Genomic DNA, 24,905 nt, shown 5'->3' on the forward strand with positions numbered 1-24,905 from the left:
AGGCAGGATAAATCCTGCAACTCCCTTTCATCCCCGGACTGAAGTCACGGGGTTTTCAGGGTATTTCCTATAAGTCCTAAAAAGTTCTAAAGTAGTCCGATCGGCAGTTAGTGCGATCGCTCGATCAAATTGCTCAATACTGTATGCGCCCGTTCTAAAGGCAGGTGTCTGGGTTTGCCGTCCCAAACAATCTGATATTCGTTGCTGTTTTGACCGTCGCCGTATCCAGAAATTAGTTTCAGGTGAAATGCTTCCTCAGCTAATTGGTGAACTCGATCTCTGAGAGCAGTTTGTGCGATTTTCATAAGTTTATGCCTATTAAACCCCTTTTCACATTAGCCAATTAAAGTAGAGGCTGTACCTCTCAAAAGTTATAGCTTTTTTTCGGAAGCGGGAAAGAAATAGTCAACAGTCATTTAGTCATCAGTCATCAGTCCTCAGTCAGATATTGAAGGAAAAAGGAAGATTTGGTGACTCTCCCGCTATGATTAAGGCAGAATTGGCGGGAGTATTTGTTTCAACCGATCTGTGCAATATCTATGCCCGCAGGTAGTATCCCTGCACTGACAAGAGAGTTACCGTAGAAAATTAGCTAAAAGGAGGTTAGAAAATGCTGCAAGAAAAAAGCACCGAGACAGCCCGCGTCAATGCTCGAAAAACCGATGTTTTTGATGTTTTCAACTTCAAACACTATATGGGGCCAAACCCTTATTTAGAAACAGCGGCTTTAGTTTTCGATTGGGCGGTGACGGGCGCGAGCGAGCCAAAGCCGATCGCAGATTACCATGAAATTATCGGCGATCGCTACCCGCAACTGCTGCACGAAACTTTCTCGAACCACGCCCAACTGTTCGGCCGTACCTGCTCAGAAGTAGCAAAACTCGACATGGGTTTGCACTTCAAACACTGGAACGTCAAGCCGTTTTCTCAGTTTAACAGAATCAGCATAGAAGCACTTCACGCCCGCAGCGCCAGAGCCGTAGTTTACGCTGTTTGGGATTGGTTTGAAGCGATCGAGCAAAATCAAGATTTCCCCTTGGAAGCACAAATGGGCGCGCTGCAAAATATGTTCCGGCAGTCTGTTTACGGAGGCCCGACAGTTTATTCGTTAATGCGATCGGCATCCCAAAAAGGCATTCCCGCATTTTATTTGTGGGATGAAGGACTGATGCAATACGGTTACGGCAAAAAACTGGTTCGCGGTTCTGCAACAACCTTTGATTCCGACAGCCATTTAGACTCAGATTTTACCACGCGCAAAGACGATTGCAAAGCTTTTCTCGCTACATTAGGATTTCCTGTTCCCAAAGGCGATATTGTCTCCACAGAAAACGGAGCTCTGGCAGTTGCTAGAGAAATTGGCTACCCAGTTGCTATCAAACCAGTAGTCGGTCATAAAGGAATTGGCGTAACAGCAGATGTCCGAGATGCTGAGGAATTGCAGGCGGCTTTTAAAAGAGCAGTTAAGGCCATTCCCGAAACTGACCCGGTGCGAGTAATTGTGGAAAACAGCATCAAAGGATCGGATTTTAGGCTGCTGTGCGTTGACGGCAAATTTGTGTCGGCAACTGAACGCCGGCCCGCTTCGGTAACAGGGGACGACGACTCAACAATTCGCGAATTGATCCGCCGTGAAAACCGCAAACCCGAACGTTTGGACACGCCAACTTCGGCGATGAGCAAAATTCAGTCCGACGAAGCGATGGAAATGTATCTGGAAGAACAAGGGCTGTCATTGGATAGCGTGCTAGAGCGCGATCGTACTGTTGCTCTGCGGAAAGTCGCCAATCTTTCAGCAGGCGGCGTCAGCATCGATGCTACCCGCACTATTCACCCGGATAACATTGTTTTGGCTCAAGATATTGCCCTACATTTTCGGTTAACTTGTTTGGGGGTTGATGTGGTAACAGAAACTCTCGAAAAATCTTGGAAAACAGGCAATTTTGGGATTCTCGAAATCAATGCCGCGCCGGGAATTTTCATGCACCTCAACCCGGCTGTCGGCGAAGGTACTGATGTGCCTTCACATATTATCGAAACCTTCTTTGACTCGGGAAAATCAGCCAGAATTCCGATTATTACTTTCAATCGAATTTCGGTGTACGAACTGCAAGAAACAATCGACCACATTCTGTTGCAGCATCCCGATTGGACTATCGGTGCTGTTTGTCGCGGTGGACTTTTTGTCAACCGTTCTGAAAAAGTTTTGAATAAGAATTACAATCTTAACGTGCAAACTTTGCTGCGCAATCCCAAGCTAGATTTGTTGATTGCTGAATATCCCGAAGATGTTTTGGAAGCTGAGGGAATGTTTTATCGGGGCAGCAATATGGTGGTGCTGGACAATCCGGGAGAAACTGAGATGATTTTGGTCAGAGAAAGCACTGATGACGATACTGTTGTGATGAGGGAAGGAAGTAGTATTTCTATTCGCCGCCAAGGGTTGATCGAACAGTACAGTCTGGGGGATGATGAACCGTTTACACGGGTTTATTTGAAGGAAATAGGGACTGTTTTGTAAGCTGCGTATTGCTACTTACGTAAGGTGCGCACTGCGCACCCTACAGTTAACAGTTAGTAAGGTGTGCATTGACTTAGGTAAGGTACGCATTGCGAACCCTACCGTTAAAAGTTGGGTTGGAACCGCCGCAACAATTTATAATTTTCGCAAGGCCCGATTACCAATTACTAATCACGATGTCTTTACAATCTATTAGCATTCCGCCAACAACCGATCGCAAACCTGTCGCTTTGATTGTCGCTTTGCACGGATGGGGTGCTAATGCGCGGGATTTGACTTCCTTAGCACCGGCTTTCAATTTGCCGGATTATCAGTTTGTGTTTCCCGATGCCCCGTTTCCTCATCCCCACGTAACTGGTGGCAAAATGTGGTATGACCTTCAAAATAAAGACGCTGAGGGATTGGTAGAAAGCCGACAATTGCTGAGAGAATTTTTGCTGTCTTTGGAAAACAGCACGGGTGTGCCTTTGTCTCGCACTATTTTAGGCGGTTTTTCTCAAGGTGGAGCGATGACTCTGGATGTGGGATTGACTTTGCCCGTAGCCGGCTTAATTTGTCTGAGCGGTTATTTGCACTCCTCGATTTCAACCGTTGCTGGGAGTGCTTTGCCGCCTGTTTTAATCGTGCACGGTACTCAAGATACTATTGTGCCCGTTAGTGCTGCCGTGCGATCGCGCGAGAGTTTGACGGCTTGGGGAGCTCCGGTGCAGTATCGAGAATTTAACATGGGACACGAGATTCTGCCGGAAGTTATAGATGTAATGCGAAGTTTTGTTGTAAAAACTGTGTCGAAATTGGATTAAAGGCTTAGGATATAGTATGGCGGAAGTCTCGGGCAGGGGAAAAAAATGAAAACTTTAACCAAAGCATCGCGCGATATTGCTGTACTTACTTCACAGGACGTGGCAGAATTGGCTGTCCGTTTGGAAGTTGACGATTATACAGATCCTTTTGAGGGATTGAATGATTGGCATTTGTTGCGATCGCTTGCCTTTCAGCGGCCGGAGCTGGTTGAACCTTATCTCCACCTTCTGGATATGGAAGCCTACGACGAAGCATAGCCTTAAAAATCTAGCTCAAAAATTAAGGGCGGAATTGAGGAAGAAGTTAGCAGCATATTTTGTTGCGGATTAAACAGATGAATTATAGATTTGAGTCTATTTTCATCTTAACTTCTTTCTTGATTCTTTTTTATGGCTGAAGGAAGAAGGAAGAAGGAAGAAGGAAGAAGGAAGAAAAAATTAGGAATTAGGAGATGCGATCGGGCAATTCTCCGCAATGGTTTCAGGAATTCATCAAGTTCTCATGACCTCGAAGGTTGCTGTATTACCAAAAATCATGAAAGGCAGACGAATTTTAATCGGCGTTAGTGGCGGAATTGCGGCTTACAAAGTTTGCGAAGTAGTTTCAACTTTAGCGAAAGCTGGGGCGGAAGTTAAAGTTATTCTTACTGATGCAGCCGGGGAGTTTGTGACGCCTTTGACTTTTGCTACTCTCTGCCGCCATCCTGCTTTTACTGACAAAGATTTTTGGCAAGCAAGTCACGGGCGCCCCCTGCACATTCAACTGGGAGAATGGGCGGAAGTTTTTGTTATTGCTCCTTTGACAGCTAATACTTTGGCTAAGTTGGCGGGGGGTTTTGCTGATAATTTGCTGACTAATACTGTCTTAGCTTCTACTTGCCCAATTTTGCTGGCACCGGCGATGAATACGGATATGTGGGAACAGCCTGCGGTGCAGCGGAATTGGCGGGAAGTTTTGACCTATCGGCGCTATCATGCTGCGAATCCGGGGGCGGGAATGCTGGCGTGCGATCGCGCGGGTGTCGGCCGGATGGCAGAACCTGGTGAGATTTTGCCTCATATTGAGTCGCTTTTGTATGCGAAGGGCGATCGAGATTTAGCGGGAAAACGGGTGTTAATCAGCGCGGGAGGAACGCGGGAACACCTCGATCCGGTGCGGTTTATCGGCAATCCTTCCACGGGCAAAATGGGCGTAGCTTTGGCGCAAGCTGCACAGCATCGGGGCGCGACGGTGACGCTGGTACACAGTATAACTGGGGAATTGCCGCTGTCAGGTATGCGGGCGATCGCAGTTGCGAGTGCCCAAGAAATGTGGCAGGCGATGCTGCAATGCTTTGACGATGCGGATTTGACGGTGATGGCGGCGGCGGTAGCGGATGTGAGGCCGGCTGAGTACAGCAGTGAGAAATTGCCGAAGCGATCGCTCCCGAATTGTTTGCCTTTGGCACCGGTAGCGGATATTGTGGCAGAGTTGGGAAAATTGAAACAGCCGCACCAAAAATTAATCGGGTTTGCAGCACAAACTGGGGATATTGTCAAGCCTGCTTTGGAGAAATTGCGGGCGAAGAAACTGGATGTAATTGCCGCAAACCCGATCGATCGAATAGGTGCGGGTTTTGGCAGCAATACCAATCAAGCAATATTAATTAATGCCGCCGGGAAGCAAGTAGAAATAGCACCTTGCAGCAAGCTAGAAATGGCTCACCGGTTGTTTGATTTTGTGATGGAGGGGTGAGGGCGATCGAACTGCGATGATGTTACCCATTTCGGATTTTTCGTTTTGTGGGGGCGGGTTTACCAGATGGTTGGTCTTAAGCACAGATTGTCTGTAAAACCCGCCCCTACAGACATTTGTAGGGGCGGGTTTTACGAATAATATTTAATACCCGCAAACAATCTATATAAACCCGCCCCCACACAACAGATAACCTCTATGAAGCTTTATTTCGCTCGAAATGAAACTGCAATTTGCTAGAAATTAGCGGGTTCCGGGGATAATTCTGATTCCCCAATTTCCGTTGATTCCGACTCAGCCGGCAACTCAATATCTGCGACAGTAATTTCTAGTTTAAATCCTAACGCTTCGAGCAATTCTACCAAACAGTAAATTTCCGAACCGCCGCTTTCAGTCAGCATCTTATCGAGTTTTTCGTGAACTTCTTTTGCTGAGTCCGAAAGAGCATTCATCCTGATTTTAGCCTCAATCACCTTTCGGATGGCATTTCTCAAAAGTGCGGGTTCAGGGTCTTTTTCTTCCAAGATAGCGCCGATAAAACCAGCAGCGTGTTCCGCATCTTTGAGAGATTCAATTAGGGACTCGCGGTAGCTATCGCTGGTAGGCATTTTCATTTCTTTCATAATCGGCCGAATACTCCTTCGCTTTGAGAATATCTTGTTCTTGGGTACTTTTATCCCCACTACAGAGCAAAAGCACAATTGTCGCTCCTATTTGTCTAAAATAAATCCGGTAGCCAGGGCCGTAGTTAATCCTGAGTTCGCAGACACCATCTCCGACTGACTTATAATCCCCCAGATTGCCGAGACTAACTCGCTCAAGTCTTGCATCAACCTTAACTTGGGCTTTGCCATCTCGTAGGGAATAGTACCACTCTAAGAAAGGAATCCGGCCATCGGGTCGGATGTAACGTCGAATTTCCCTGGGTTGTACTTCCATAATTTTATCGCAGTCGATCGGCAATTTCTATCGTAGGGCGATCGACAGTACATTCAGCCGGCAACTCAATATCTGCGACAGTAATTTCTAGTTTAAATCCTAACGCTTCGAGCAATTCTACCAAACTATAAATTTCCGAACCGCCTCTTGCTGTCAGCATCTTGTCAAGTTTTTCCCATTGAAGTTGAGCTGACTCTGATAAATTGTTGAACTTTAGCCGAGAATCTACAACGTCTTTGAGTACCATTTGGAGCAATTTAGGTTCATCGCTGGCTTCTGTCAATGTCACCTCGATATAACCTGCTGCTTCTTGGGCATTTCTCAGAGATTCGATCAGAAATTCTTGGTAACTCCTACTCGTTGGTGCTTTCACGTCTTTCATAGTCTCTCCAATATTGAATAGCTTTGCCAATATCTCGCTCTTGAGTGCTCTTATCTCCACCTATTAGCAGAAGTACAATTGTCAGCCCGACTTGTCCAAAGTAAAGCCGATATCCAGGGCCACAGTCAATTTTGAGTTCAAAAACTCCTTCTCCGACGGACTTACAATCTCCTAGATTACCAGTCATGACTCGCTTAAGCCTTAACCGAATCCTGTTTTTGCCTGTGGTATCCCGGAGTGAGTTATACCAATCTTCAAAAGGATTTGTCCCATCTGCTCTCAGGTAGTTGCGAATTTCCCTGGGTTGTACTTCCATGATTTTATCGTAATTGATTAACAATTTCTATCGTAAGGCGAGCGACATTGCATTAAGTGGGCAAATAAATCATACTTAAGACAGAGGTATTCGATAGAAAAAATAGTAAACCTTGTTTCAGGAAACAAAGATTAAATCAAACAGGGCATTGTGAATGAATTTTAAATCGATCGCAAAAACCAATCTACTATTCGGCAGCCTGATAATTAGCCTCGGATTGCAATCACTTCCAGCCACAGCGCAAGCAGTCACCGACGCGCAAGTTTCCGCCCTCGTAGAAGCGCTGCGACAAGCCGCGCCGCCTCAAACCGCAAATGACGGAATGTACAGTCAGTGGCAAGTTTTACCGAATAATATTTCCCGCTGGGCAAAATTCTGTACCAAACAAGATTTAACACCGCAACAATTTGAGGCAGACGCGACAAAAGCCAAATCAATTGTTACCTGTATCGTGGGCGATTTGCTGCGCGACGAATACAAAGCTAGCAGCAACAATGAATTAACCGCTGTACGCCGCGCCGCTTGCTGGTGGATGACTGGGGACTCCGCAGCTTGCAAAAGTGGCGCAACTGCTACTTTTGCGGAGAAAGTTGTCAGCGTTTACCAGCAGCAGCGGGCTAAAAAGTAAGGTTTGTGCTGCGGGATTTAGATTTTTTTTTACCGCAGATAGGGGAAGATTAACGCAGATTAACGCAGATGAATTGCGATGGATTTTATTCCCCGATCGCCAATTCATCTTCTTTTAAAATAACTCTTAGCCTAAATCCTAGCGCATCCAATAACGCGATCAAAGTGTAAATTTCATCAGCGCCACTTTCGGAAATAATTTTATCTAGTTTTTCGTGGTGCACTTTAGCTGGCTTTGAAAGATTGTTCGCCCGCAAACACGCATCAATTACGTCTTGAAATTCCGCCCGCAGCAGTTGAGAATCCGGTGATTCTGCTGTCTTTAGCCACACTCAGGTAAGCCGCAGCTTCGGCGGGGTTTTTTAGCGATTCAATTAGTGCATTTAGCCAGCTATCACTGGTTGGCGCTGTCACGTTCTTCATAAGACTTGTATTGCATTCATCCCCAAATTATCTTGAAATTATCTGCGTTGTATCTGTGTCGATCTGCCTGATATTTGCGGTTTCTGTATCGATGAAAGATTTATGTAATTCAAGTCTATTTTCTGCCTGACTTCTCATCAACTTTTGCACACTGGCTAAAGCTCGATTTAATTCATAACTCTTTCTTTCCGAATTATGCAAAAAAGCCTGTTGTTCTTCCTCAATCATTAACACATCCTGCCGCACCAAACCATCTAATAACTTTTGAGCAGCACCGAAACAACGATTTTTGATAAACCTGCGAAACCAAACAGGCAATTTGTGCAGCCGCCAAAACGCATTTAATGAGGTAAAATGAATTAAATAAGCGCGAGTTGCCGTCTCGCTCACCGGACAAACCAAGCAGTAAATCTTAAAGTCGCTCCCCAAAGTTGAAACCCAGTGCGGGTAAACGTAACTCACCTCTAGCGGTTCCGGGTGCAGTCGGCGCAGAGATTTAAAAAATAACTGGGAAATTGACCAAATTTTATCTATTTTGTAATAACTTTGTGCCTGATAGCGAGCAGTTACTTGATGCTCGTTTTCTTCTAAAGTATCTAACACCGGATTTGCCCAAGCTTGCCAATCATCGTGCAAGTGTCCGTGGTACATATCCATCAAGTTTTCAATTAAAAATGAATAGTGTGCCTGACAGTCGATGACTGAAACTGTGGCAATATAATTGAGATGTTCCCACTCTGGCACATCCAGTAAATGAGTTTTTTCGGCTTGTGTTTCGTCGCCTGGAAACAGCCATATAAAACCGTTTTGTTCCTTGACTGGATAGGAGCGAATTTTGCAGTTAGGTAGCTTTTGATTTTCTGCTAAATAATCGACTTCGGCGCATTCTCCGCTTGCATTTAACCGCCATCCGTGGTAAGCGCATTCGATTAAATCGCCTTTAACTTTGCCGTGGCTGAGTTTAACTTGCCGGTGCGGACATCTATCTTCTAAAGCGTTGATTTTGCCTGCACTGTCGCGGAAAAGTACGATCGCCCGATTCCAGATTTTCGCAGCTACGGGCTGAGTTTGCACCTCCGTGCTGCGGGCGATCGCATACCAGCGATCGAGATTAATGCCCAACTCGCGGATGTGAGTTTTTTCTCCCCTTGCAGAACCCGATTTTATCGCGTTGTTTTGCATTACAAATGTTCCCAGATTACGCCCATAAAACAACCCAATTTTACAAAATAACAGCCGGGAAAGTAACGACCGTAAATCTTTTTAAATGTTCCTTCTGACAAATACCTGTCGCTGGCTAAATGCTTCAACCACTCAGGCGATAATCGAAACTTTAATAATCTTGAAGCATTGCGAAATCCGTATTTGGAACAGTCGGGAACAAAATCTTTCGTCGCACCTACTATGTAGCCGATTGTAGCAGGTGTTTCGACTTCCGATACATTATCTAAAAAAACGACTTTGCCGTGCGGGTTTAATATTTTTTTAATTGATTGGAGCGTGCTGGGCAGATGTTTTAGATGGTGAAAAGTGGAGGCACTAACGATTAAATCGAATTGGCGATCGAGTTCTAAGCTGCTGACATCCATTTGGATGTACTCAATATTGGGTGCGGGGCGTTTTTGACGGGCTATATCTAGCATTTTTTCTGACAAATCGACCGCCACTACACGATCGTAATACTTGGCTAATTCAAAAGCAAGAATTCCCGAACCGCAGCCAATATCTAATGCTGTACCTTTGCTGGTCGATAGGTTCTTAGTAAAAAAATCGTTCTTGCTTTGCAAAGTGGCAGCAAAATCGTATTCTGTGGCAAAAGCATCAAACATTACAGATTTATTGCGAATTTTCCAGTGACTCTTCAGCATCTATTATTGCTTTATACTCATTCAATATTTTAACCGCAGATGCACCCAGAGCGACGCCGATGATTTTTTTGTTCGCAAGCTCTGCCTTTTCTCCTGTGCGAAACCACACCCACAAACCGCAACCCATCTGAATTTCCAGCAATAAGCTGTGTTGCATCTAGATTGCCTATGGTATTAGAGAGGGAGAGGGGGAGAAGGGGAGAGGGGGAGAGGATTTGACGATTGTTCGATCGGGACTCGAAATATACAATTTAAATGCACAACAGCAATATCACCAACTCTCCTCAGCAGAGCGATCGCCCTTAATCCTGCGATCGGGGTGTTTGCAGTGAAAACTTTAGCCGTAAAAAGGTCAGGGCTAAAGTCCTCACTGCAAACCTTAGATTTTCAGCACGCCTTCGGGATTCACGGTCAAGAGCGATCGCCTCTGCAAACCCTCCTGAGATAAAATAGCATTAGCTGCCAACAAACCGCTGCTAACTGCCCTTTCCATTAAACCGCAAGGAAACGGCATTTTCACCCAATCTCCCGCAAACAAAAGATTAGGAACATCGCAGCAAGTCTCCGGGCGTTCCGCATAACTACCGGGCGGATATCCAGAGAAATTCTTTTGATTTACCAGTTCCCGGTGCAGCATATTTGCCTCTTTTAATTCCGGTACAATTTCGTACAATTCTTGCTCAAAAGTAGCCAGTAAAACTTCCTGATTCGGAAATTCTTTCTCCTTATAACAATAAGCGTGCAGTTCCACTACGCTGCCACCAGTTTGTTTGTTCCACTCGATGAACTGATCCTGAATTTTGTGGTAAAGCGTGATACTGTCAGTCAGTTTGTAGCCGGAAAGCGAACTGAAATTGCTGTGTTCCCAGGGAAATTCGCGATCGAACCAAAAACGGCACACCGCAAACGGATCGGCTATTTTCAAGCTCTCAATCCGGCTCTGCACCTGCGGATTCACCTCACCGCTGGCCAAGGTAAACAAATGCTGCATCCCCGGAACATCTGCCGCAAAAACATAGTAATCTGCCTGCAATGTTTGTCCCACATTCTGCGGTTGCGATTGGTTAACCGCTGCGGTCAACTGTACCTCATCTGCTTTTTTATCAACTACCTTAAATCGAGGCAAATCCCGCTGAGCTGGCCCGCTGACAACTCGCCCTTCGGCATCAAAAACTGCCCCGTGACAAGGACAGTGAAATTGACCGTCGTTCTGTTTCTGAACTGTGCAGCCTTGGTGAGTGCAGCTCAGAGAAATTGCCTCTTTACCGGATGGTACTGCGGCAAATACGCTGTCCCCAGCTCCGAAATATTCCGTAGAGTTGCTGTCAGTTAACAGCGCGTTTCGCTTTACCCAAAAAGGTATTTTACTTTGCACGTCTCCAGACTGGTAACTCAGAGAATCAATCTTGCCGTTTTCCCAGCGAATTTCACTGACTGCGACATCTGTCAATACTGTGCCGCCTTTGCTTTCAATGGCTCTGGCAATAGGCTGTACCAAACTCGTTCCCATATCTTGCCGCGTGCCGTTGAAGGCCAAACCTTCTGGATTTCCGAAAAAGTAAAAGTGGAAAAATTGCATTAATTCTCCCGCGCTCAATTCGTCGGGAGCGTTGAGGCTGGACTTGGCAAAAGGCAGAAAATACAAGTCGTAAAGTCCGCGCGGAAATTCACCTTTTACCCAGTCGGCAACTGATATATTGTCGAGGCGATCGAAAGTTTTTTGAGTTTGAAAACCGCCGATTTCTCGAAACACTTGCCAGTGAGCGGGTTTTGTGAGATTGATTCCCCACTTGAGCCGATTGGGAGAAGATATCCCCAAGTCAACTATGTTCCAGGGAAAAGCTGAATGGTTGGGACGGAAAACTTCTGGTTTGTATTTGCCGTCTCGAAACACAACGGCGTAGGATTCTAAAGATACAAAGTTATCGGTAATTTCTAGTTCTTCAACCACACTTTTGAGGTTGTAGTATTGCGGGAAAAAACCGTGGAAACCGTGTTCCATCATGAAGATTTCGTTCCCGAATTGTATCGGCCAACTAGCAATTTTGCCGCCGAGTTGGGGCGATTTGTCGAGCAGCGTCACGGCGAAACCCCGCTGGGAGAGTTCGTAAGCACAGGCGAGCCCTGCCAAGCCTGCACCTACAACTGCAACGGTTTTGCGGTTATTCAGCATTCGCGGCAAGTCAAGAGAATCTTGCACAAAAACGGCGGGCTCTGGCTTGGAAAATCGAGAGTAGCCCAGCAGCCCGCCTGCGGCACCGACTCCGAGGAATTTGAGGGCGGTGCGTCGAGAAACTGGTTGGGATAGCGGTGAATTGGTTGATTGACTCATCAGCGGTACGCGGTAACGGGCTTTAAACACAAATACGCCATAAGGCATATATCATAGACCGAAAGCAGGATATGTGAAGAAATACTAAGACACATTTCCCCGTCCGATCGCGATCGCACCGTGTCAAGTTCGATCGCACACAATGTATAGTGGAAGCAAGAAGGCTTTAGTTATTGAGGATAGAAGCAAGAAAAAATAAGGAAAAAGCGATCGACCGCATAGCCTAAAATCATCTAAATAATTAAGTGTTTTTATTTATGTTGCTCTACTCTTGGCAACCGCCGTCATTCGATTTTAGATTTTCGATTTTAGATTTTAGATTTTGGAGGCGACCCCACGCATAAATTCAGGGGCTTGAGGATTTTAGATTTTAGATTTTGGATTGATTCCACGGATAAATCACGTGGCGGGTACCATCAAGAAACTCTTGGTCAATGATGCTAAAAAAACTAGGAGATTTTCAGCCAAAATCTTATGCCAAAGGTAGTCTCGGCGAATTGTAAGGAATAACTGGAAATAGATCCGAGGCAAAACAATTAACCAGTCGAGGTTTAAGTAAGTTGGCGCGAAAAAACCTAACTATTTTAAAACAACTAAATACAGAGAATGGATCTACTGAAATTACTCAATATATGGTCGCTCGATTCAGGTTATTCCTCACTCAATCCCAAGACAAAACCCAATTCAACTTGATAACTGCAAATGTGCCGCAAAAATTCAAATACGCCTGTATAGGTAATGCTGGTTAAACTCACATCTTGCACCATTCTTAAGAACGGGATCTCCGGCCCGTTCCACAAGAGATAAATTTTTTGTGGAACAGGCCGGAAAGCCTGTTCATAAAAGGATTATTGAGAATAGTGCAACATCTCAGTTAAATGCACCTGGCTGCTAGGTAAAAAACAGGAGTTACTACGTGAAGAAACTGGGTTTTTGCGTAAGTCCTGTTTCTGCAAAACTTCGGCATAATTTACAAAAGTTTACATAAGTGGTAAATGTCTTGGTGCTGGGACTCTGTGGGTGCTGGTGTCCACGCCCTACGGTAGATATTTGCGCTTGGTCTTGAATGCTAAGCTGTGTTGCATCTAGATTGCCTATGGTATTAGAGAGGGAGAGGGTCCGATGGGGATCGGGGGAGAGGATTTGACGATTGTTCGATCGGGACTCGAAATATACAATTTAAATGCACAACAGCTTAGAATCGTGCGGCGATCGCCAGCACAGTCAAATATTCGCACCCACATCCAAACTTTTGCCAACTGCTGCCGCCAACTGCGCCCTTAACCGCCCCAAAACCATGCACTACCAATCCCAGCAGCACCGCCAAAAACGCACGACTCAGAAAAAAATTAAAACAGCTATTTTTTACTTTTTGACAGCAATATTTTTCTGCTGGAGTACCGCCAACCTCGCTACAATTGCCCAAAACACAAACTCGGGTGGACTTAACGGGCAAGAAATGAGAGATATTCTCGATCGGGGAAACCTCACCGAAGCCGTAACCAGAATCGAAGAAAGCTGGGAAGAAGACTATCAAACATACTTTGAACAAGACTTTGAGACCCGTGCGAAAACCGCCGAAGCAATATCAAAAACTCTCTCCCGGCTAGCAGTTCAAACCAATAAAAAACCAGCTTTAATTTACGCCATCCCGCGCACCGACCAACTAGAATTAATCTTAATATTGCCCGATCGCCCGCCAATTCTCCGCAGCGTTCCGGAAGCCAAACAAGAGAAATTGCTCTCAGTAGTCAAAGAATTCAGCAGCGAAATCACCAACCCGGTAAAACTCAACACCACCACCTATTTAGAACCAGCTCAACAACTCTACAAATGGATAGTTGCACCCCTAGAAACAGATTTGCAAACAGCAAAAATTGAAACATTGCTGTTCTGCGTCGGCGCAGGTTTGCGAACCGTACCCCTAGCAGCAATGCACGACGGACAGCAATTTCTGATCCAAAAATACAGCCTCGCCCGCATCCCCGCATTCAAATTCACAGACAGCAATTACACCAACCTCAGAAACGCCCAAGTCCTAGCAATGGGAGCATCAAATTTCTCAGAAACGGCGAACAAAGAACCGCTACCGGCAGTGCCGTTAGAATTGAGCGCGATCGCCCGACAGTGGCCCGGTCAATCCTTTCTCAACCAAGACTTCACCATAGTAAACTTGCAATCCCAGCGACTGCAACACAAATACGGAATCATCCACCTTGCCACCCATGCGGAATTCCGCCCCGGAACCCCAAATAACTCCTACATTCAATTTTGGGACACCCAACTAGGCCTCGATCAAATGAGAGATTTAAAATGGAACAATCCGCCGCTCGAACTGTTAGTATTAAGCGCCTGTAGAACCGCCTTGGGAGACAAAGAAGCAGAACTCGGATTTGCAGGTTTAGCGCTGCAATCGGGAGCAAAATCAGCTCTCGCCAGCCTTTGGTACGTCAGCGATGCGGGGACTCTCGCCCTGATGACAGAGTTTTACCAGCAGTTAAGAATCCGCAGGCCAAATGACCCTCCAATCATTAAAGCTGAAGCTCTCAGGCAAGCACAAATTGCCGCGATCGAAGGCAAAGTGACGATCGAAGGCGGTCAACTGCGAAGTGCCCGAGGCGACACTCCCTTGCCCCCGTCCATCCCCAAACTCGACAGCAAAGATTTATCCCATCCGTATTATTGGGCAGCTTTCAGCATTATCGGCAGTCCTTGGTAAGTTAAGCTGTTCTGCATTTAAATTGGCTGTCAAAAAACAATCAAACTCTTGTGGGGTGGGCTTCTAGCCCGCCCCGAATATGCAATTTAAATGCGCGACAGCTTATATCAACTCCGGCTGCGCCGGAATGATAAGCGAGGACATGGCAGTGCCGTTTCTTGCGCGCCAGATTTATTAGACCTCTTGCAAAAATAACTAGGACGGGCTCTGGGGCCCATCCCACAAAAAAACATTTTCCTTGTGGAACGGGCCGGAGAGCCCGTTCCAAAATTTGATTAAAAGGACTTTTGCAAGAGGTCTATTGTAGGGACACGGCACTGCCGTGTCCTAATTTCGGGTGATATTAATTCCGATGCAACCAAAATTGATATCAGTCCCCACTTAGATACGCCTGGACTTATCGCCTATGAGGCCCGCCCAATTTCTAGGCTTTGCGCGATCGGCGGATCAGGACACTTACAAATTGTCCCGGCTTTGGGCCTCGCTGCGGCGGGCTCCAATCGCCAACGGCCGCAAATCCCAGCCGATACAAGGTGTGGATGGTTTCTAACACGGCTTTGCGGGAACCGACAACGGTGATTCGCACGACTTCCTGTTCTGATACTGCTGATTCGTCATTTGGACGATCGAACAAGTTATCGTCAGGCAAGAATTCCTGTGACATAATATGGTCTCCTGGTTTTTGGTTTTTTTTGTAGGAAAACCCAAAAACCCAGCCGCCCCGCACGGTAACGCAAGCAGGGCGGCTACAGAGAATGCTACGATTCTCAATTAGCCTCCATACTGGTGTACTCAGTTTGGCGGTTATGCTGTCCATTGCTGCTACCAACAGCTTTGGGCAGTGCAACTAGATTTTCGGGCGACCCGGGCTGCCTCCTCTACAAGCAAAGCAACCTCTAACTTCAAAGCGTAGCCGCTTTGGGGGCAGCCGTCAATCGATTTGAGATTTTTGATGTGAGATGCTACCAGATGTTTGGTAAGTCGATCGCTGGCAGGGGGACGCTCGCACTGCGCGATAATTGTACGGGAACCTGTAGGGAAACGGCATTGCCGTGTCAGGCGGGGGACTTTGCCGAATCGCGAGTTCTTTGGTAAGTCGATCGCGATCGCGGGACGATCGCACCTACCCTTTCAGAAGAAACTAAAATTCTGGTTCTGTAATCCTGCGCGCTTTTTCTTGACCGACGATCGAGGTGATAAACTGTACAACATATAGTAATTCAATGCCTGTAGCTGTCGGCAAACAACCCGCCGCCAACCTGTGACGAATCAAGCGGGAGCCTTCAAGGGGAAAGAAAGATGAAAAAATTAGAATTTTTGCTACAGAAAGAAGGCGATCGCGCCTGGTTGCCCCTAGAAACCCCCGACGTGGAAATTCTAGAAGGTAAATACCGCGTCGTTGCTCGCATCCAGCACCCCAACACCGACATCGAAATTCGCATCACCCATACATCCTTCGAGGGATCGGCACAGCGGAAAGTCCAAAGCCGATCGGCCCGCACCAACCCCGAAGGATTAGTCGTGATCATTCCCTACACCAGGCTCAAACCCGGACTGTGGGAACTCTCCTGCTTGCCAGATCCCCAATCAACACCACTAAAACCTTGGCAGTACGGCGTTCAGTTGGAAGTATTGCCCGCAGAATCGGAAACCTCCGAACCCCTACCGCCGATCGACCAAACCGAACCTGCAACCTCCCCCTCAAACTCAGAAAACCCAGCTAAGGCCGATCGCCCAGCCCCAAAAATCGCAGCACCAGTCGATCGCCCCGCACCAACCCAACTCCCAGCAGCCGCTGAGGCACCGCAGCAGACCAAAATCTACCAATTCCCGAGTCTCCAAACCCCCGAACCCAAACCGGGCGTCCAACTCGAACTCGTCCTCGATCGAGAAACCTTCGTCACCCAACTCGGTCGCCCCTTAATCATTTCCGGCAAAATCGACATTCCCCAACACCCCCAACAAAGCAGAAAAACAGCAACTCTCATCCCCGAATCCGAATCGCAAGAACTCAAACAACTCATCGGTTCAGCACAACTGCAAATCTACCTGCGCGACCCCCAAACCTCAAAAATTCTCGCCCAAATCCAGCAGCCGATGCCAGAACAAGCCCCCCCCTGCATCTTTGCCTGCGTTACCTACATCCCAACCGAGTGCAAAAGCCGCCTAATTTTAGGAGAAGCAATTCTCAGCAGCGGCAGCGTCGCCCTAGCCACCAAACTATTCACAATTACAGCCCGTTTAGAGCATCTTCTACAGGAAATTAAAGACAATTTCATCGAAGAAAAGCATCAAGCCGAACTCTCCCCAACAGCCTCAAAACAGCCGGGAAGCGCCAAAAATCTATCCTTCCTCAAGCTAGTAGAAAAATCCTTAGACCCTCCCTCCCCCGCCGAACCCCCAACCACTGAAGCTCTACCCCCTCTACTGGCTGCGCGTCAAACCCCAAGTGCAGGCGGCCTAGAACTGCCTGCTTTCGGTAACAAACTGCCCGACAGCAGCCGATCGCAATTGCTTTCGGAAATCTCCAATTCTCCTCAAACATCCGCAGAGTCGATCGACCCGCAAACCAAACCTTTAGACCTCCCAAATCCCACTCAAACAGCCGAAATCGGAGCGATCGACCAAAAACCCGAAAACAGCCCCGAATTAGAAACAACCGCCCCAGAAACCCAGCCAGCACCCTCACAAAAGGCATTTCAAACCTTAAACGTCCAAAATAGATTTTGGTCGCGACTGAGTTCCTTAGCCAGCAACGGCGAATCCCCCGACTGGCTCAAAGCAACCACCCTGTCGCCCACTCTAAAAGCCACCGCCAATAGCAGCGACGCAATTGCCGTTGTGGAAGAAAGCAGCGCCACCCAGCAGCAACCCGAAACCAGCGAAACAATTTCCGACCCCCAATCCACTAGCCCCGAAGCCAGAGAATTTGTCGTTTTTGACGAACCCCCGCAGCCGAAACAAGTTTCTCAAAAAACCGCAACTGTCGAAGCAGAAGCAACTCCCCCAACTCCCTACGTTTTGCCAGAAGACGAGTTAGTACCGATGCCCGTTTTGGAATTGCCGCGCGCCGAAATCATCGCGGGCGGGCCTGTAAAAGTGCAAGTGCAACTGCCGGAATTAATGCCCCGGATTTATGTGAAAGTTTGGGTGTACGATCGGCAAACCTACCTGATTCTCGACGGGCCGCGCTGGATTACCGAATTTAAAGCTAACGGCTTGGGAAACGTGCGAGCAAGTATCGAGTTAGAGATTCCCTACGGCTGCATGGAAGTCGAATTTGAGGCGATCGCCGTCGAAATGCAAACTCAGCGGGAAAGCCACAAAATAAGCGTTCACCGCCAAGTTTTACCCCCATCCGGCCCAACTTTACCCCTCGAAGGGTAAGCCCAAATCCGCGTGCATCCCCGTTCATCGGCTGACATCTGCGGTTAAAAATTTCTACTTACTTACCCGCCAACTGCCGAAACTTCTTCTTAAACTTATTCTTATACACGTAGATCGATCGCTGTAAATCCTCAACTTGCAGCGACATTTCGGCAGCTAAACCCGTGCGGTTCCAAACATCTTCCTGACACTTGCGGCGGCAAAAATTCATCGGTTCCGAGTAAACTTTCCCACTCGATAAAGTCGGTTTAGGGCCGCACCAGTGAATCACCGTCGCCTGATTCCGATCGCCCGCAGGCCCGCTTGACTCCACCGGAAACCGCTTTCTCAGCAAATCCTGGTCAAAATCCGGCACCAACAACTGCATATCCACATTCTGCACCCGCAGCCGATTTTCTTGTGCTGCCCGGAAAATCATAAAGTTCAAAAACCCCATTTCTCCGTACTTAAATATCCCCGGATTTGCCGCCGTAAAATCTAAAATTTCCACGTATTCTTCCAAGCTAAAAACGCCGCGTTTAGCAAAAAAAGTACCCGTGCAAAAATAGTTCGATCGCGATTGAGACCACCGAAAATTTGGGAAATGCTTCTCAACGCCCGGAATGTCAAAGAAAAATTCCGAAACATCCGCATCCGAGTAATCGTAACAAGGCTTGTCTACAATAAAATCAAAATCTTGAAAGTTAGCCAACTTGAGAACATCGCCCCAGACGATCGTATCCGCATCCAAAACCATAAAATTTGACCAAGGACTTTCCCAAAAAGCAATCATTTTAGTTTTGCCCCAACCAAAACTTCTTTTCCTCAGAACCTCTTGGGAAACGGTTGTACGATCGATAACTCGCACCCCGTAGGACTTTTCCAAAGCACTCACAGAAAATGTACCGTCAATCAACAGACAAATCGGCACATCTCCCAGGAAATATCGGATGCTAGCACAGCAACCCTTAGCAAACAGATAATCCTGGTCGCAGCAGGCAATAATAATACCAAAATCTTCCATAAACCCTCACTCTTTTACTAACTTGCCCACCCACAGCGTTTCGGTTTTTTGTTCTGAAAGCAGCTCGATTTTCAAGTTTGGCATTTTCGCCAGCTTAGCACTAAACTCCTGCGATCGCCCTCTCACAAAAACATCGCTAAAACCTCTAGGAATCTTGGGTATAGTTGGTCTAGCCTAACGGAGCGACTGCGGGTAAAGCAACACCAATTGCAGTCGCACCGCTAGACAACAAAAAAATTGTGTTAGAGTAGCGGGAAATAAAACCCGCTGACGGGCAGTCTCAAAAATGGCGATCGCACGCGGCAAGTCCCGACTGCTGGGGCGATCGGAAAACCAAAATTTGTCAAGTCTGAAATTGGGCTTCGACGGGGTAAATATATCAGCCTTTAGCCCTCCGTTCCCCACTCCAGGCGGAAAAATAGCCCCTTGCGGGCCGCGAGGTTTAAAGTTAGGTTAAAAACCTTGACATATAATATGATCGAAAGCTGTATAAGGGAGGCGACAAGCAAGCCTAATCCTACCTATAACTGCCTGTTAAGTCTGGCGCAACCGAGGACTCGGGGCAGTTGTGTGTTTGAGGCAGATTGTGGTCGAACCCGTACAACCAGTTGTGGAACGATCCCAGAGCAACTAAAGCAAGTCTTGCGATCGAGAGATGAAATTAGCAGGTGATGGTACAATCAACTGTAATGTAATGTAATGTGGGCTTGACCTGAATTGATGCCCTTGCCGTACAAGGGGCCAGCCCCCTACGTTCAAGCGGGAACTACTCAAGGGGGAACTAGACACGCCTACTGTGAATCAACAGTTATGGATAGGTTCTATTTTGACAGTTATTATTGTCAACAGGCAAGCAACCACAAAAATTAGCAGTTGGGAATTGCCGATCGAGTTGAATAGAGTGTGAAGGTGTGAGGAAAATGAACAGAACTTTTTGGAATTTACTGCTAGTATCCCCTGCAATTCTGGGGCTATCATCAATCGTCAGTGCCACTGCGATCGCCGCAGAAGCGACCGCAACCGCTGAAGCCAACCAGCTAGCTAAAGCTCAGTCATCTGAATCAAAAATTGCAGAAATAGTTGCAGAAATAGTTGCAGAACCAGTTGCAGCAGCCCCTGCGGCCCCAGAAAAGCTGGCTTTAAACAGCAGCGCTGAAGCGACCCAAACCCCGGTCGCCAACTCCGCAGACGCACAAAAACAGCCGGAAAAACTGGCCTCAATCGAACCAGACACCAGCGCGGCAGCACTGCAAACAACAGCGCTCGACATCAAAACAGCCGCCCCAATCGCTCCCGCCAGCACAGCAGCAGTGACTGAACCCCTGGCAGCAGCAGGGACAGCCGAACCGTTGCCCCAAGCATCAGACTTGGCAGTGCAAAGCAGCCTGACAGAAGTTGCTGGAAAAATTCAAGTGCCAGCAGTCGCCGCTGTCCCCCCAGCTACTACCCCAGCTACTAAAGTAGAAATTGCTCAGACAGCACCAGCCGGAATGGGCGGCCCGATCGTCCCTGTCGCTCCCCAAGCGCTCCCGACTCAACAGTCGGGAACCATGTCCCAGGTGACATCGGTCTCTCAGCTCTCCGACGTGCGGCCGACAGATTGGGCATTCCAAGCCCTGCAATCCCTAGTCGAACGCTACGGTTGTATCGCAGGCTATCCCGACGGCACCTACCGCGGCAACCGCGCCCTGACTCGCTACGAATTTGCAGCCGGCGTCAACGCTTGCTTAGACCAAGTAACCAAGCTAATTAGCTCGTCAACAGGTACCTTCGTCACCAAAGACGACTTAGCCATCCTGCAACGCCTGCAAGAAGAATTTGCCGCCGAACTCGCTACCCTGCGCGGACGAGTAGACGGCCTAGAAGCTCGCACCGCAGAACTCGAAGCCAACCAGTTCTCCACCACTACCAAACTGGCAGGAGAAGTCATTTTTGCCGTCAGCGACACCTTCGGAGATGGTGTCGGCCTTGACGACGACAAAACTGCCACCAACCTCGGCTACCGGGTGCGGTTGAACTTAAACACCAGCTTCACCGGTCGAGACTTGCTCAGAACCCGCTTGCAAGCTAGAAACATCGCCAACTACGGTACAGCCACTACCACTGGTACGAACATGGCTCGCCTCGCCATCGACGGCGAAGACGGCAGCCAATTCACCCTCGATCAAGTGTGGTATCGCTTTCCAGTAGGCAACGCTACAGTCTGGTTCGGCCCGAAAGGACTGAGGCTCGATGACGTTGCCGAACTGACTGCTCCCTTGGAAAGCAGTGGCAACGGTGCTCTCTCCAGGTTTGGACGTTATAACCCAGCAGTGTTCCGCGGCCCCGAAGGAGCTGGTGCTGTTGTGAAATACAACTTAGGCGCCGTGAGAGCCACAGTAGGTTATCTTGCTTCCGACGGCGACGCTCCCAACCCAGCCAGTGGCAGGGGCATTTTCGACGGTTCTTTCAGCGCTTTGGGCCAGCTCAACTTCTCTCTGGGCAAAGCATTTGACATTGGGGCAACTTACACCCGGAAATACAATCGGGGAGGCGATGTTGGCATCATGGGCGGCACCGGCAGTTCTTTGGCTAATCGGCCCTTCGGTCAATCAGCCACTGCATCAGATAACTTTGGGGTGCAGGTTAACTTCAAACCGAGCCAGCGCTTTCAGCTTGGCGGTTGGTACGGTTACACGAAGGCTGAACAACTGCGGGGCGGCGACAATGAGGCTACCATCCAAAATGGTGCTGTTTTCTTGGCGCTGCCAGATTTTGGTAAGCCTGGGAACCTCCTCGGTTTGATCGCCGGCGTACCGCCAAAAGTTACTGAGAGCGATCTCGGCAGAGACCGCAAAACCTCTTATCACTTAGAGGGTTTCTATCGCTTCCAAGTTAATGACTTTATTTCAGTGACACCGGGCGTTTACGTGATTTTGAATCCGGAACACAACAACAGAAACGATGATATCTGGGTAGGAGTCCTGCGGACTACCTTTAGTTTCTAAGGTTCCGAAATATCTACTGACAGGTAAAAGCGGCAGTTTCCTGCCGCTTTTAGTGTTTGGTGATTTGTGTTTGTTGATTTGTGATTTGTTACTGGTTATTTGTTATTAGAACTCAGATATTGCAGCATTCTCAAGAACAGGCAAGATGCCTGTTCCACAAAGAGTGAATTTTCTTCTTGTGGAACAGGCATCTTGCCTGTTCATTAAAGGCTTATTGAGAATGGTGTAACATCTCAGTTAGAACAAACAACAAACAAATAATAACTGACTACTGACTACTGACTGCTGACTGCTGACTGCTGACTATGAATTTTGGCGGCAAATCCCGAATACGGAGGTGTAGCCGTGCAGAAAGGTGCTGCCGCCTACGGGGCCGATTTCGCCGTTGCAGAAAAAGCCGCTCAGGGGGATGTTTTTGATGTATCTGCCGAACAGTCGCGAGTCAAAGTTCGACTGGCCGTAAAGCCCTTCGCCCCGCCCCAGACAAGAGAACATCAAGGCGCCGGCACTGGATGTACCGCTGTACTCGGCGGCTCGCTGATAGCGATCGAGCAGCATTTCTAGGTCTTCTGCGGAGGTGCGGGCGTCCCGCAGGTGAAATTGGATGCGCTGTCCGGGACGGACTCGATCGCCGATCGCAATTGCTCCCACTTTCGGATCTACTCCCAACAGATTGCGGATTAAAAAATCTCCAGGCTCTAATTTCAGCTTGAATTCATCGCTAACTAAGCCTACAAATAACGAGTGCTGCGCTAATTCTCGGTCTTCTTCGCTCAAAGTTTGAACTAACTCTCGCAAAGCCTCTAAGGGCGATCGCTCGATGCCTCCGCTGCCGCTATCGTCGGTTTGTTCTTCGAGTTTCAGCAAAATATTCCGATCTCCTTCCGTCACCCGATAAGGATGCCCGATCGGCCTGCAACCTTGAGCTACGATCGTTTCCAAAACTATATTTCCGCTCAAAGCTACCCCAACCGTCCCTTCTCGGTAAAGCTGATAGTCGCAAAACAGCGCCGCGCCTCTGCCCGCACCGTCCCCGCCGGCCAGACCCCCTACCTTCGCCGCACCCGGATAAGCATAATCTAGCCCTTGCAGCAAATCGTTAATTTTTGCGGCAAAGGGGTCGGCAAAAATGATAAACTGCGGTTCTTCCCGGGCTGGTACGCCCAAGAGATCCACCCAAGTATCCGGGGGACTGTCTAAGTCCGGCAGTTCTTCTGCACCGACGTGAAAAGTTCTGACATTCACTCCCGGCAAGCGGGCCAGACTCAGGCTGACTGCCGGAGATCCCTCGACTTCTTCGGTGAGGCCGCCTCGGTTCGTGCCGATGACTCCTCCCCCGCCGCAGCCCAGGATAGCTGGCACCGGCAGCAGTTCTCGGAGTAAAGGCATCAGCCGAGAATACTCGCTGGCAAAGGCAGACGAGATAAATATCAGCGCTAAATCAGCCGGGCCTTCTAGGTCGCGATCGGCTTGTTCTACAACTTCTTTGAGGGCGGATTCCAAAGAGGGACGGGTTGATAAAGCGCTGACCCATTGCATTTGGTTTTGCTTGTCCATAAGACGAACTTCTCTATAAAACTATCTCTATACATTAGGCTAACCGGAACTGGCCGCTGGGGCGACGGTATTGTTGGGCGATCGATTCCCCCAGCAGACCGTTCTTGTGTTAACATAAGTTAACATGAGTCTCGAATAAATCTGTTGAGTGAAAAATGCCGTCTTCAGCTAAATCTTAAAAGATAAAGCTCAATACAGTTTGACACACCAACCTCCTGTAATGTTTTCATCAAAAGTAAGGTCGGCTCGACCTGCATTGATGCCTGTGCATTCTTCCCCCACCGATGGGCTAGAGTAAAGCAGGAAGTAGAGACGCCTGCTGCGATCGCAGCTATGGACGGTTTCTATCTGGGCTGCTGCAACAGCAGCGCATCTCAAGCTAGTATTAGCTGGGTAACCAGGTCGAAACTGCCAATCAAACACAAACTAACATTCAAAAAGAAAACCTTTCTTACTTAAAAAGGTCAGGAACCTCAACCTAAAGGCATGAGGCTTGAAAGAGAAATCTAACAAGCCATCCTGACCAGCTTAAGTCTTTACTGACTACGTTTTTTGAGTCACGATACCGGAGAATGCGAAGCTAGTTTTCCGCTCTATCGCTTGCAACTAAACAGTCTTAAGGTCACTGAGATAGTGTTGCTAGCCTAACAAGCTCACTAAACATTGACCGACAAGCTAACTTTACCCCAGAAATGGGAGTTTGAGGCCACCATGCCTCACGGGAGGGGCAACCATACCCCTCCACCCCGCGAGGGGATTCAAATTAAATGTAAAGCCGTGCTAACAGCACGGGGTTTCTACCCATTTTTCTGATGACAACAACACCCGCAGGCAACATCCAAGAAAAAATTGAAGAAGAACTAGAAAGCGCTCGTAGCGTCTGTGACATCAAGGGCGCAACTTCCGGGGAATGCGCGGCGGCGTGGGACGCAGTTGAAGAACTGCAAGCAGAAGCTTCCCACCAAAAGCAAGTCAAACCTAAGAATTCCTTTGAAAAATATTGCGACGACAATCCTGACGCTGCTGAGTGCCGCATCTACGACGAATAAACGAGCAATCTAGCTCTACGCCTTCGCTCCCGTGCCGGAATCTAACTTTTGGCGCGGGAAATTTTTACGGTTTAAGCCTCCAGGTAAGGGCGAGATTTGCCCGCCTTAGCTGTCTCAACGACCCAAGAAAGAAAGCGCGCGAACAAAATTTGGCAAAAGTCTAGCAGCAACTCGAACATTAAGAGCTTGACTAAAGTGCCAAATAGTTTGCTAAAATTCTCCAGAGTTAATCATTGAGAGGAAGTTTTGTGTTTGCC

The 24,905-nt window shown here is 47.9% G+C and carries 25 protein-coding genes; 9 read left to right on the top strand and 16 right to left on the bottom strand.

Going from position 1 to position 24,905, the window contains the following annotated elements; translation table 11 throughout:
* Positions 1-107 precede the first annotated feature (107 nt).
* Positions 108-305 carry a hypothetical protein gene (locus tag QUB70_RS24270; RefSeq protein WP_332983942.1) on the bottom strand — a complete coding sequence of 66 codons (198 nt, stop codon included), beginning with the start codon at positions 303-305 and terminating at the stop codon, positions 108-110.
* A 305-nt stretch (positions 306-610) separates the two neighbouring features.
* Here QUB70_RS24270 and QUB70_RS24275 point away from each other — a divergent pair, with 305 nt between their 5' ends.
* The 4 genes from QUB70_RS24275 to coaBC all read left to right on the top strand — a co-directional run bounded on the left by QUB70_RS24275 (position 611) and on the right by coaBC (position 5,059).
* On the top strand, positions 611-2,521 hold the full coding sequence (locus tag QUB70_RS24275) for an ATP-binding protein (protein WP_332983943.1): 1,911 nt from the start codon (positions 611-613) through the stop codon (positions 2,519-2,521).
* A 176-nt stretch (positions 2,522-2,697) separates the two neighbouring features.
* The gene (locus tag QUB70_RS24280) at positions 2,698-3,324 is read left to right on the top strand and encodes an alpha/beta hydrolase (RefSeq protein WP_332983944.1); all 627 of its coding nucleotides are present in this window, start codon (positions 2,698-2,700) and stop codon (positions 3,322-3,324) included.
* 45 nt (positions 3,325-3,369) lie between these two features.
* A complete protein-coding gene (gene isiD, locus QUB70_RS24285; protein ID WP_006632739.1) occupies positions 3,370-3,582 on the top strand; it encodes a protein IsiD in 213 nt (70 codons plus the stop codon).
* A gap of 277 nt (positions 3,583-3,859) precedes the next feature.
* Positions 3,860-5,059 (top strand): bifunctional phosphopantothenoylcysteine decarboxylase/phosphopantothenate--cysteine ligase CoaBC, encoded by a 1,200-nt coding sequence (coaBC, locus tag QUB70_RS24290; protein WP_332983970.1) that lies wholly within the window; start codon positions 3,860-3,862, stop codon positions 5,057-5,059.
* A gap of 236 nt (positions 5,060-5,295) precedes the next feature.
* On the opposite strand, the gene QUB70_RS24295 is transcribed toward coaBC, so the two are convergent.
* The 4 genes from QUB70_RS24295 to QUB70_RS24310 are packed head-to-tail and all read right to left on the bottom strand — an operon-like array spanning position 5,296 to position 6,696.
* A complete protein-coding gene (locus tag QUB70_RS24295) occupies positions 5,296-5,667 on the bottom strand; it encodes a helix-turn-helix domain-containing transcriptional regulator (RefSeq protein WP_332983945.1) in 372 nt (123 codons plus the stop codon).
* Positions 5,651-5,998 carry a type II toxin-antitoxin system RelE/ParE family toxin gene (locus tag QUB70_RS24300; RefSeq protein WP_332983946.1) on the bottom strand — a complete coding sequence of 116 codons (348 nt, stop codon included), beginning with the start codon at positions 5,996-5,998 and terminating at the stop codon, positions 5,651-5,653. The genes QUB70_RS24295 and QUB70_RS24300 overlap by 17 nt, the downstream gene beginning before the upstream one ends.
* Positions 5,999-6,002: 4 nt before the next feature.
* Complete coding sequence (locus tag QUB70_RS24305) at positions 6,003-6,380, bottom strand: helix-turn-helix domain-containing transcriptional regulator (RefSeq protein ID WP_332983947.1); 378 nt, start codon at positions 6,378-6,380, stop codon at positions 6,003-6,005.
* The gene (locus tag QUB70_RS24310; RefSeq protein ID WP_332983948.1) at positions 6,352-6,696 is read right to left on the bottom strand and encodes a type II toxin-antitoxin system RelE/ParE family toxin; all 345 of its coding nucleotides are present in this window, start codon (positions 6,694-6,696) and stop codon (positions 6,352-6,354) included. Before QUB70_RS24310 ends, QUB70_RS24305 begins: the two co-directional genes overlap by 29 nt.
* 154 nt (positions 6,697-6,850) lie before the next feature.
* Between QUB70_RS24310 and QUB70_RS24315 the strand changes: the two genes are divergently transcribed.
* Positions 6,851-7,324 carry a hypothetical protein gene (locus QUB70_RS24315; RefSeq protein ID WP_332983950.1) on the top strand — a complete coding sequence of 158 codons (474 nt, stop codon included), beginning with the start codon at positions 6,851-6,853 and terminating at the stop codon, positions 7,322-7,324.
* 85 nt (positions 7,325-7,409) lie between these two features.
* On the opposite strand, the gene QUB70_RS24320 is transcribed toward QUB70_RS24315, so the two are convergent.
* The 5 genes from QUB70_RS24320 to QUB70_RS24340 form a co-directional block, all read right to left on the bottom strand.
* Positions 7,410-7,655 (bottom strand): hypothetical protein, encoded by a 246-nt coding sequence (locus tag QUB70_RS24320; protein WP_332983951.1) that lies wholly within the window; start codon positions 7,653-7,655, stop codon positions 7,410-7,412.
* Between the two features lie 118 nt (positions 7,656-7,773).
* Positions 7,774-8,928: an aromatic ring-hydroxylating dioxygenase subunit alpha gene (locus QUB70_RS24325; protein WP_332983952.1), complete on the bottom strand. Its 1,155-nt coding sequence runs from the start codon at positions 8,926-8,928 to the stop codon at positions 7,774-7,776.
* Positions 8,928-9,614, bottom strand: a complete 687-nt coding sequence (locus QUB70_RS24330; protein ID WP_332983953.1) for a class I SAM-dependent methyltransferase — start codon at positions 9,612-9,614, stop codon at positions 8,928-8,930. The genes QUB70_RS24325 and QUB70_RS24330 overlap by 1 nt, the downstream gene beginning before the upstream one ends.
* Positions 9,583-9,771 carry a hypothetical protein gene (locus QUB70_RS24335; protein WP_332983954.1) on the bottom strand — a complete coding sequence of 63 codons (189 nt, stop codon included), beginning with the start codon at positions 9,769-9,771 and terminating at the stop codon, positions 9,583-9,585. Before QUB70_RS24335 ends, QUB70_RS24330 begins: the two co-directional genes overlap by 32 nt.
* 222 nt (positions 9,772-9,993) lie before the next feature.
* Positions 9,994-11,946 (bottom strand): FAD-dependent oxidoreductase, encoded by a 1,953-nt coding sequence (locus QUB70_RS24340; RefSeq protein WP_332983955.1) that lies wholly within the window; start codon positions 11,944-11,946, stop codon positions 9,994-9,996.
* Between the two features lie 1,183 nt (positions 11,947-13,129).
* Between QUB70_RS24340 and QUB70_RS24345 the strand changes: the two genes are divergently transcribed.
* Positions 13,130-14,665: a CHAT domain-containing protein gene (locus tag QUB70_RS24345; protein ID WP_332983957.1), complete on the top strand. Its 1,536-nt coding sequence runs from the start codon at positions 13,130-13,132 to the stop codon at positions 14,663-14,665.
* 424 nt (positions 14,666-15,089) lie between these two features.
* Here the strand turns inward: QUB70_RS24345 and QUB70_RS24350 are convergent, their stop codons facing one another.
* The 3 genes from QUB70_RS24350 to QUB70_RS24360 form a co-directional block, all read right to left on the bottom strand.
* Positions 15,090-15,512: a hypothetical protein gene (locus tag QUB70_RS24350; RefSeq protein ID WP_332983958.1), complete on the bottom strand. Its 423-nt coding sequence runs from the start codon at positions 15,510-15,512 to the stop codon at positions 15,090-15,092.
* Positions 15,513-15,596: 84 nt separating this feature from the next.
* Positions 15,597-15,788, bottom strand: a complete 192-nt coding sequence (locus QUB70_RS24355) for a hypothetical protein (protein ID WP_332983959.1) — start codon at positions 15,786-15,788, stop codon at positions 15,597-15,599.
* Positions 15,789-15,806: 18 nt separating this feature from the next.
* A complete protein-coding gene (locus tag QUB70_RS24360; RefSeq protein WP_332983960.1) occupies positions 15,807-15,938 on the bottom strand; it encodes a hypothetical protein in 132 nt (43 codons plus the stop codon).
* Between the two features lie 26 nt (positions 15,939-15,964).
* Here QUB70_RS24360 and QUB70_RS24365 point away from each other — a divergent pair, with 26 nt between their 5' ends.
* Complete coding sequence (locus QUB70_RS24365; RefSeq protein WP_332983962.1) at positions 15,965-18,052, top strand: hypothetical protein; 2,088 nt, start codon at positions 15,965-15,967, stop codon at positions 18,050-18,052.
* Positions 18,053-18,110: 58 nt separating this feature from the next.
* Here the strand turns inward: QUB70_RS24365 and QUB70_RS24370 are convergent, their stop codons facing one another.
* Positions 18,111-19,055, bottom strand: a complete 945-nt coding sequence (locus QUB70_RS24370; RefSeq protein WP_332983963.1) for a hypothetical protein — start codon at positions 19,053-19,055, stop codon at positions 18,111-18,113.
* A 920-nt stretch (positions 19,056-19,975) separates the two neighbouring features.
* Here QUB70_RS24370 and QUB70_RS24375 point away from each other — a divergent pair.
* Positions 19,976-22,042, top strand: coding sequence for an iron uptake porin (locus QUB70_RS24375; RefSeq protein WP_332983964.1), 2,067 nt, complete (start codon positions 19,976-19,978; stop codon positions 22,040-22,042).
* 303 nt (positions 22,043-22,345) lie between these two features.
* Here the strand turns inward: QUB70_RS24375 and QUB70_RS24380 are convergent, their stop codons facing one another.
* Positions 22,346-23,599 (bottom strand): FIST signal transduction protein, encoded by a 1,254-nt coding sequence (locus QUB70_RS24380; RefSeq protein ID WP_332983965.1) that lies wholly within the window; start codon positions 23,597-23,599, stop codon positions 22,346-22,348.
* Between the two features lie 189 nt (positions 23,600-23,788).
* The gene (locus tag QUB70_RS24385; RefSeq protein ID WP_332983966.1) at positions 23,789-24,022 is read right to left on the bottom strand and encodes a hypothetical protein; all 234 of its coding nucleotides are present in this window, start codon (positions 24,020-24,022) and stop codon (positions 23,789-23,791) included.
* 389 nt (positions 24,023-24,411) lie between these two features.
* Here QUB70_RS24385 and QUB70_RS24390 point away from each other — a divergent pair, with 389 nt between their 5' ends.
* Complete coding sequence (locus QUB70_RS24390) at positions 24,412-24,648, top strand: Calvin cycle protein CP12 (RefSeq protein WP_332983968.1); 237 nt, start codon at positions 24,412-24,414, stop codon at positions 24,646-24,648.
* Positions 24,649-24,905: the final 257 nt, after the last annotated feature.

Origin of the sequence: Microcoleus sp. A003_D6 (genome assembly GCF_036702825.1) — a bacterium.
Classification (GTDB): Bacteria; Cyanobacteriota; Cyanobacteriia; order Cyanobacteriales; family Microcoleaceae; genus Microcoleus.

Bases quoted from the DNA above. Each gene is read 5' to 3' on its own strand.
- QUB70_RS24315 (WP_332983950.1), top strand. From the start codon at position 6,851: ATGAATTTTAAATCGATCGCAAAAACCAATCTACTATTCGGCAGCCTG.
- coaBC (WP_332983970.1), top strand. From the start codon at position 3,860: ATGAAAGGCAGACGAATTTTAATCGGCGTTAGTGGCGGAATTGCGGCT.
- isiD (WP_006632739.1), top strand. From the start codon at position 3,370: ATGAAAACTTTAACCAAAGCATCGCGCGATATTGCTGTACTTACTTCA.
- QUB70_RS24335 (WP_332983954.1), bottom strand. From the start codon at position 9,771: ATGCAACACAGCTTATTGCTGGAAATTCAGATGGGTTGCGGTTTGTGG.
- QUB70_RS24380 (WP_332983965.1), bottom strand. From the start codon at position 23,599: ATGGACAAGCAAAACCAAATGCAATGGGTCAGCGCTTTATCAACCCGT.
- QUB70_RS24325 (WP_332983952.1), bottom strand. From the start codon at position 8,928: ATGCAAAACAACGCGATAAAATCGGGTTCTGCAAGGGGAGAAAAAACT.
- QUB70_RS24330 (WP_332983953.1), bottom strand. From the start codon at position 9,614: ATGCTGAAGAGTCACTGGAAAATTCGCAATAAATCTGTAATGTTTGAT.
- QUB70_RS24370 (WP_332983963.1), bottom strand. From the start codon at position 19,055: ATGGAAGATTTTGGTATTATTATTGCCTGCTGCGACCAGGATTATCTG.
- QUB70_RS24365 (WP_332983962.1), top strand. From the start codon at position 15,965: ATGAAAAAATTAGAATTTTTGCTACAGAAAGAAGGCGATCGCGCCTGG.
- QUB70_RS24345 (WP_332983957.1), top strand. From the start codon at position 13,130: ATGCACAACAGCTTAGAATCGTGCGGCGATCGCCAGCACAGTCAAATA.
- QUB70_RS24295 (WP_332983945.1), bottom strand. From the start codon at position 5,667: ATGCCTACCAGCGATAGCTACCGCGAGTCCCTAATTGAATCTCTCAAA.
- QUB70_RS24375 (WP_332983964.1), top strand. From the start codon at position 19,976: ATGAACAGAACTTTTTGGAATTTACTGCTAGTATCCCCTGCAATTCTG.
- QUB70_RS24275 (WP_332983943.1), top strand. From the start codon at position 611: ATGCTGCAAGAAAAAAGCACCGAGACAGCCCGCGTCAATGCTCGAAAA.
- QUB70_RS24305 (WP_332983947.1), bottom strand. From the start codon at position 6,380: ATGAAAGACGTGAAAGCACCAACGAGTAGGAGTTACCAAGAATTTCTG.
- QUB70_RS24280 (WP_332983944.1), top strand. From the start codon at position 2,698: ATGTCTTTACAATCTATTAGCATTCCGCCAACAACCGATCGCAAACCT.
- QUB70_RS24270 (WP_332983942.1), bottom strand. From the start codon at position 305: ATGAAAATCGCACAAACTGCTCTCAGAGATCGAGTTCACCAATTAGCT.
- QUB70_RS24390 (WP_332983968.1), top strand. From the start codon at position 24,412: ATGACAACAACACCCGCAGGCAACATCCAAGAAAAAATTGAAGAAGAA.
- QUB70_RS24300 (WP_332983946.1), bottom strand. From the start codon at position 5,998: ATGGAAGTACAACCCAGGGAAATTCGACGTTACATCCGACCCGATGGC.
- QUB70_RS24310 (WP_332983948.1), bottom strand. From the start codon at position 6,696: ATGGAAGTACAACCCAGGGAAATTCGCAACTACCTGAGAGCAGATGGG.
- QUB70_RS24340 (WP_332983955.1), bottom strand. From the start codon at position 11,946: ATGAGTCAATCAACCAATTCACCGCTATCCCAACCAGTTTCTCGACGC.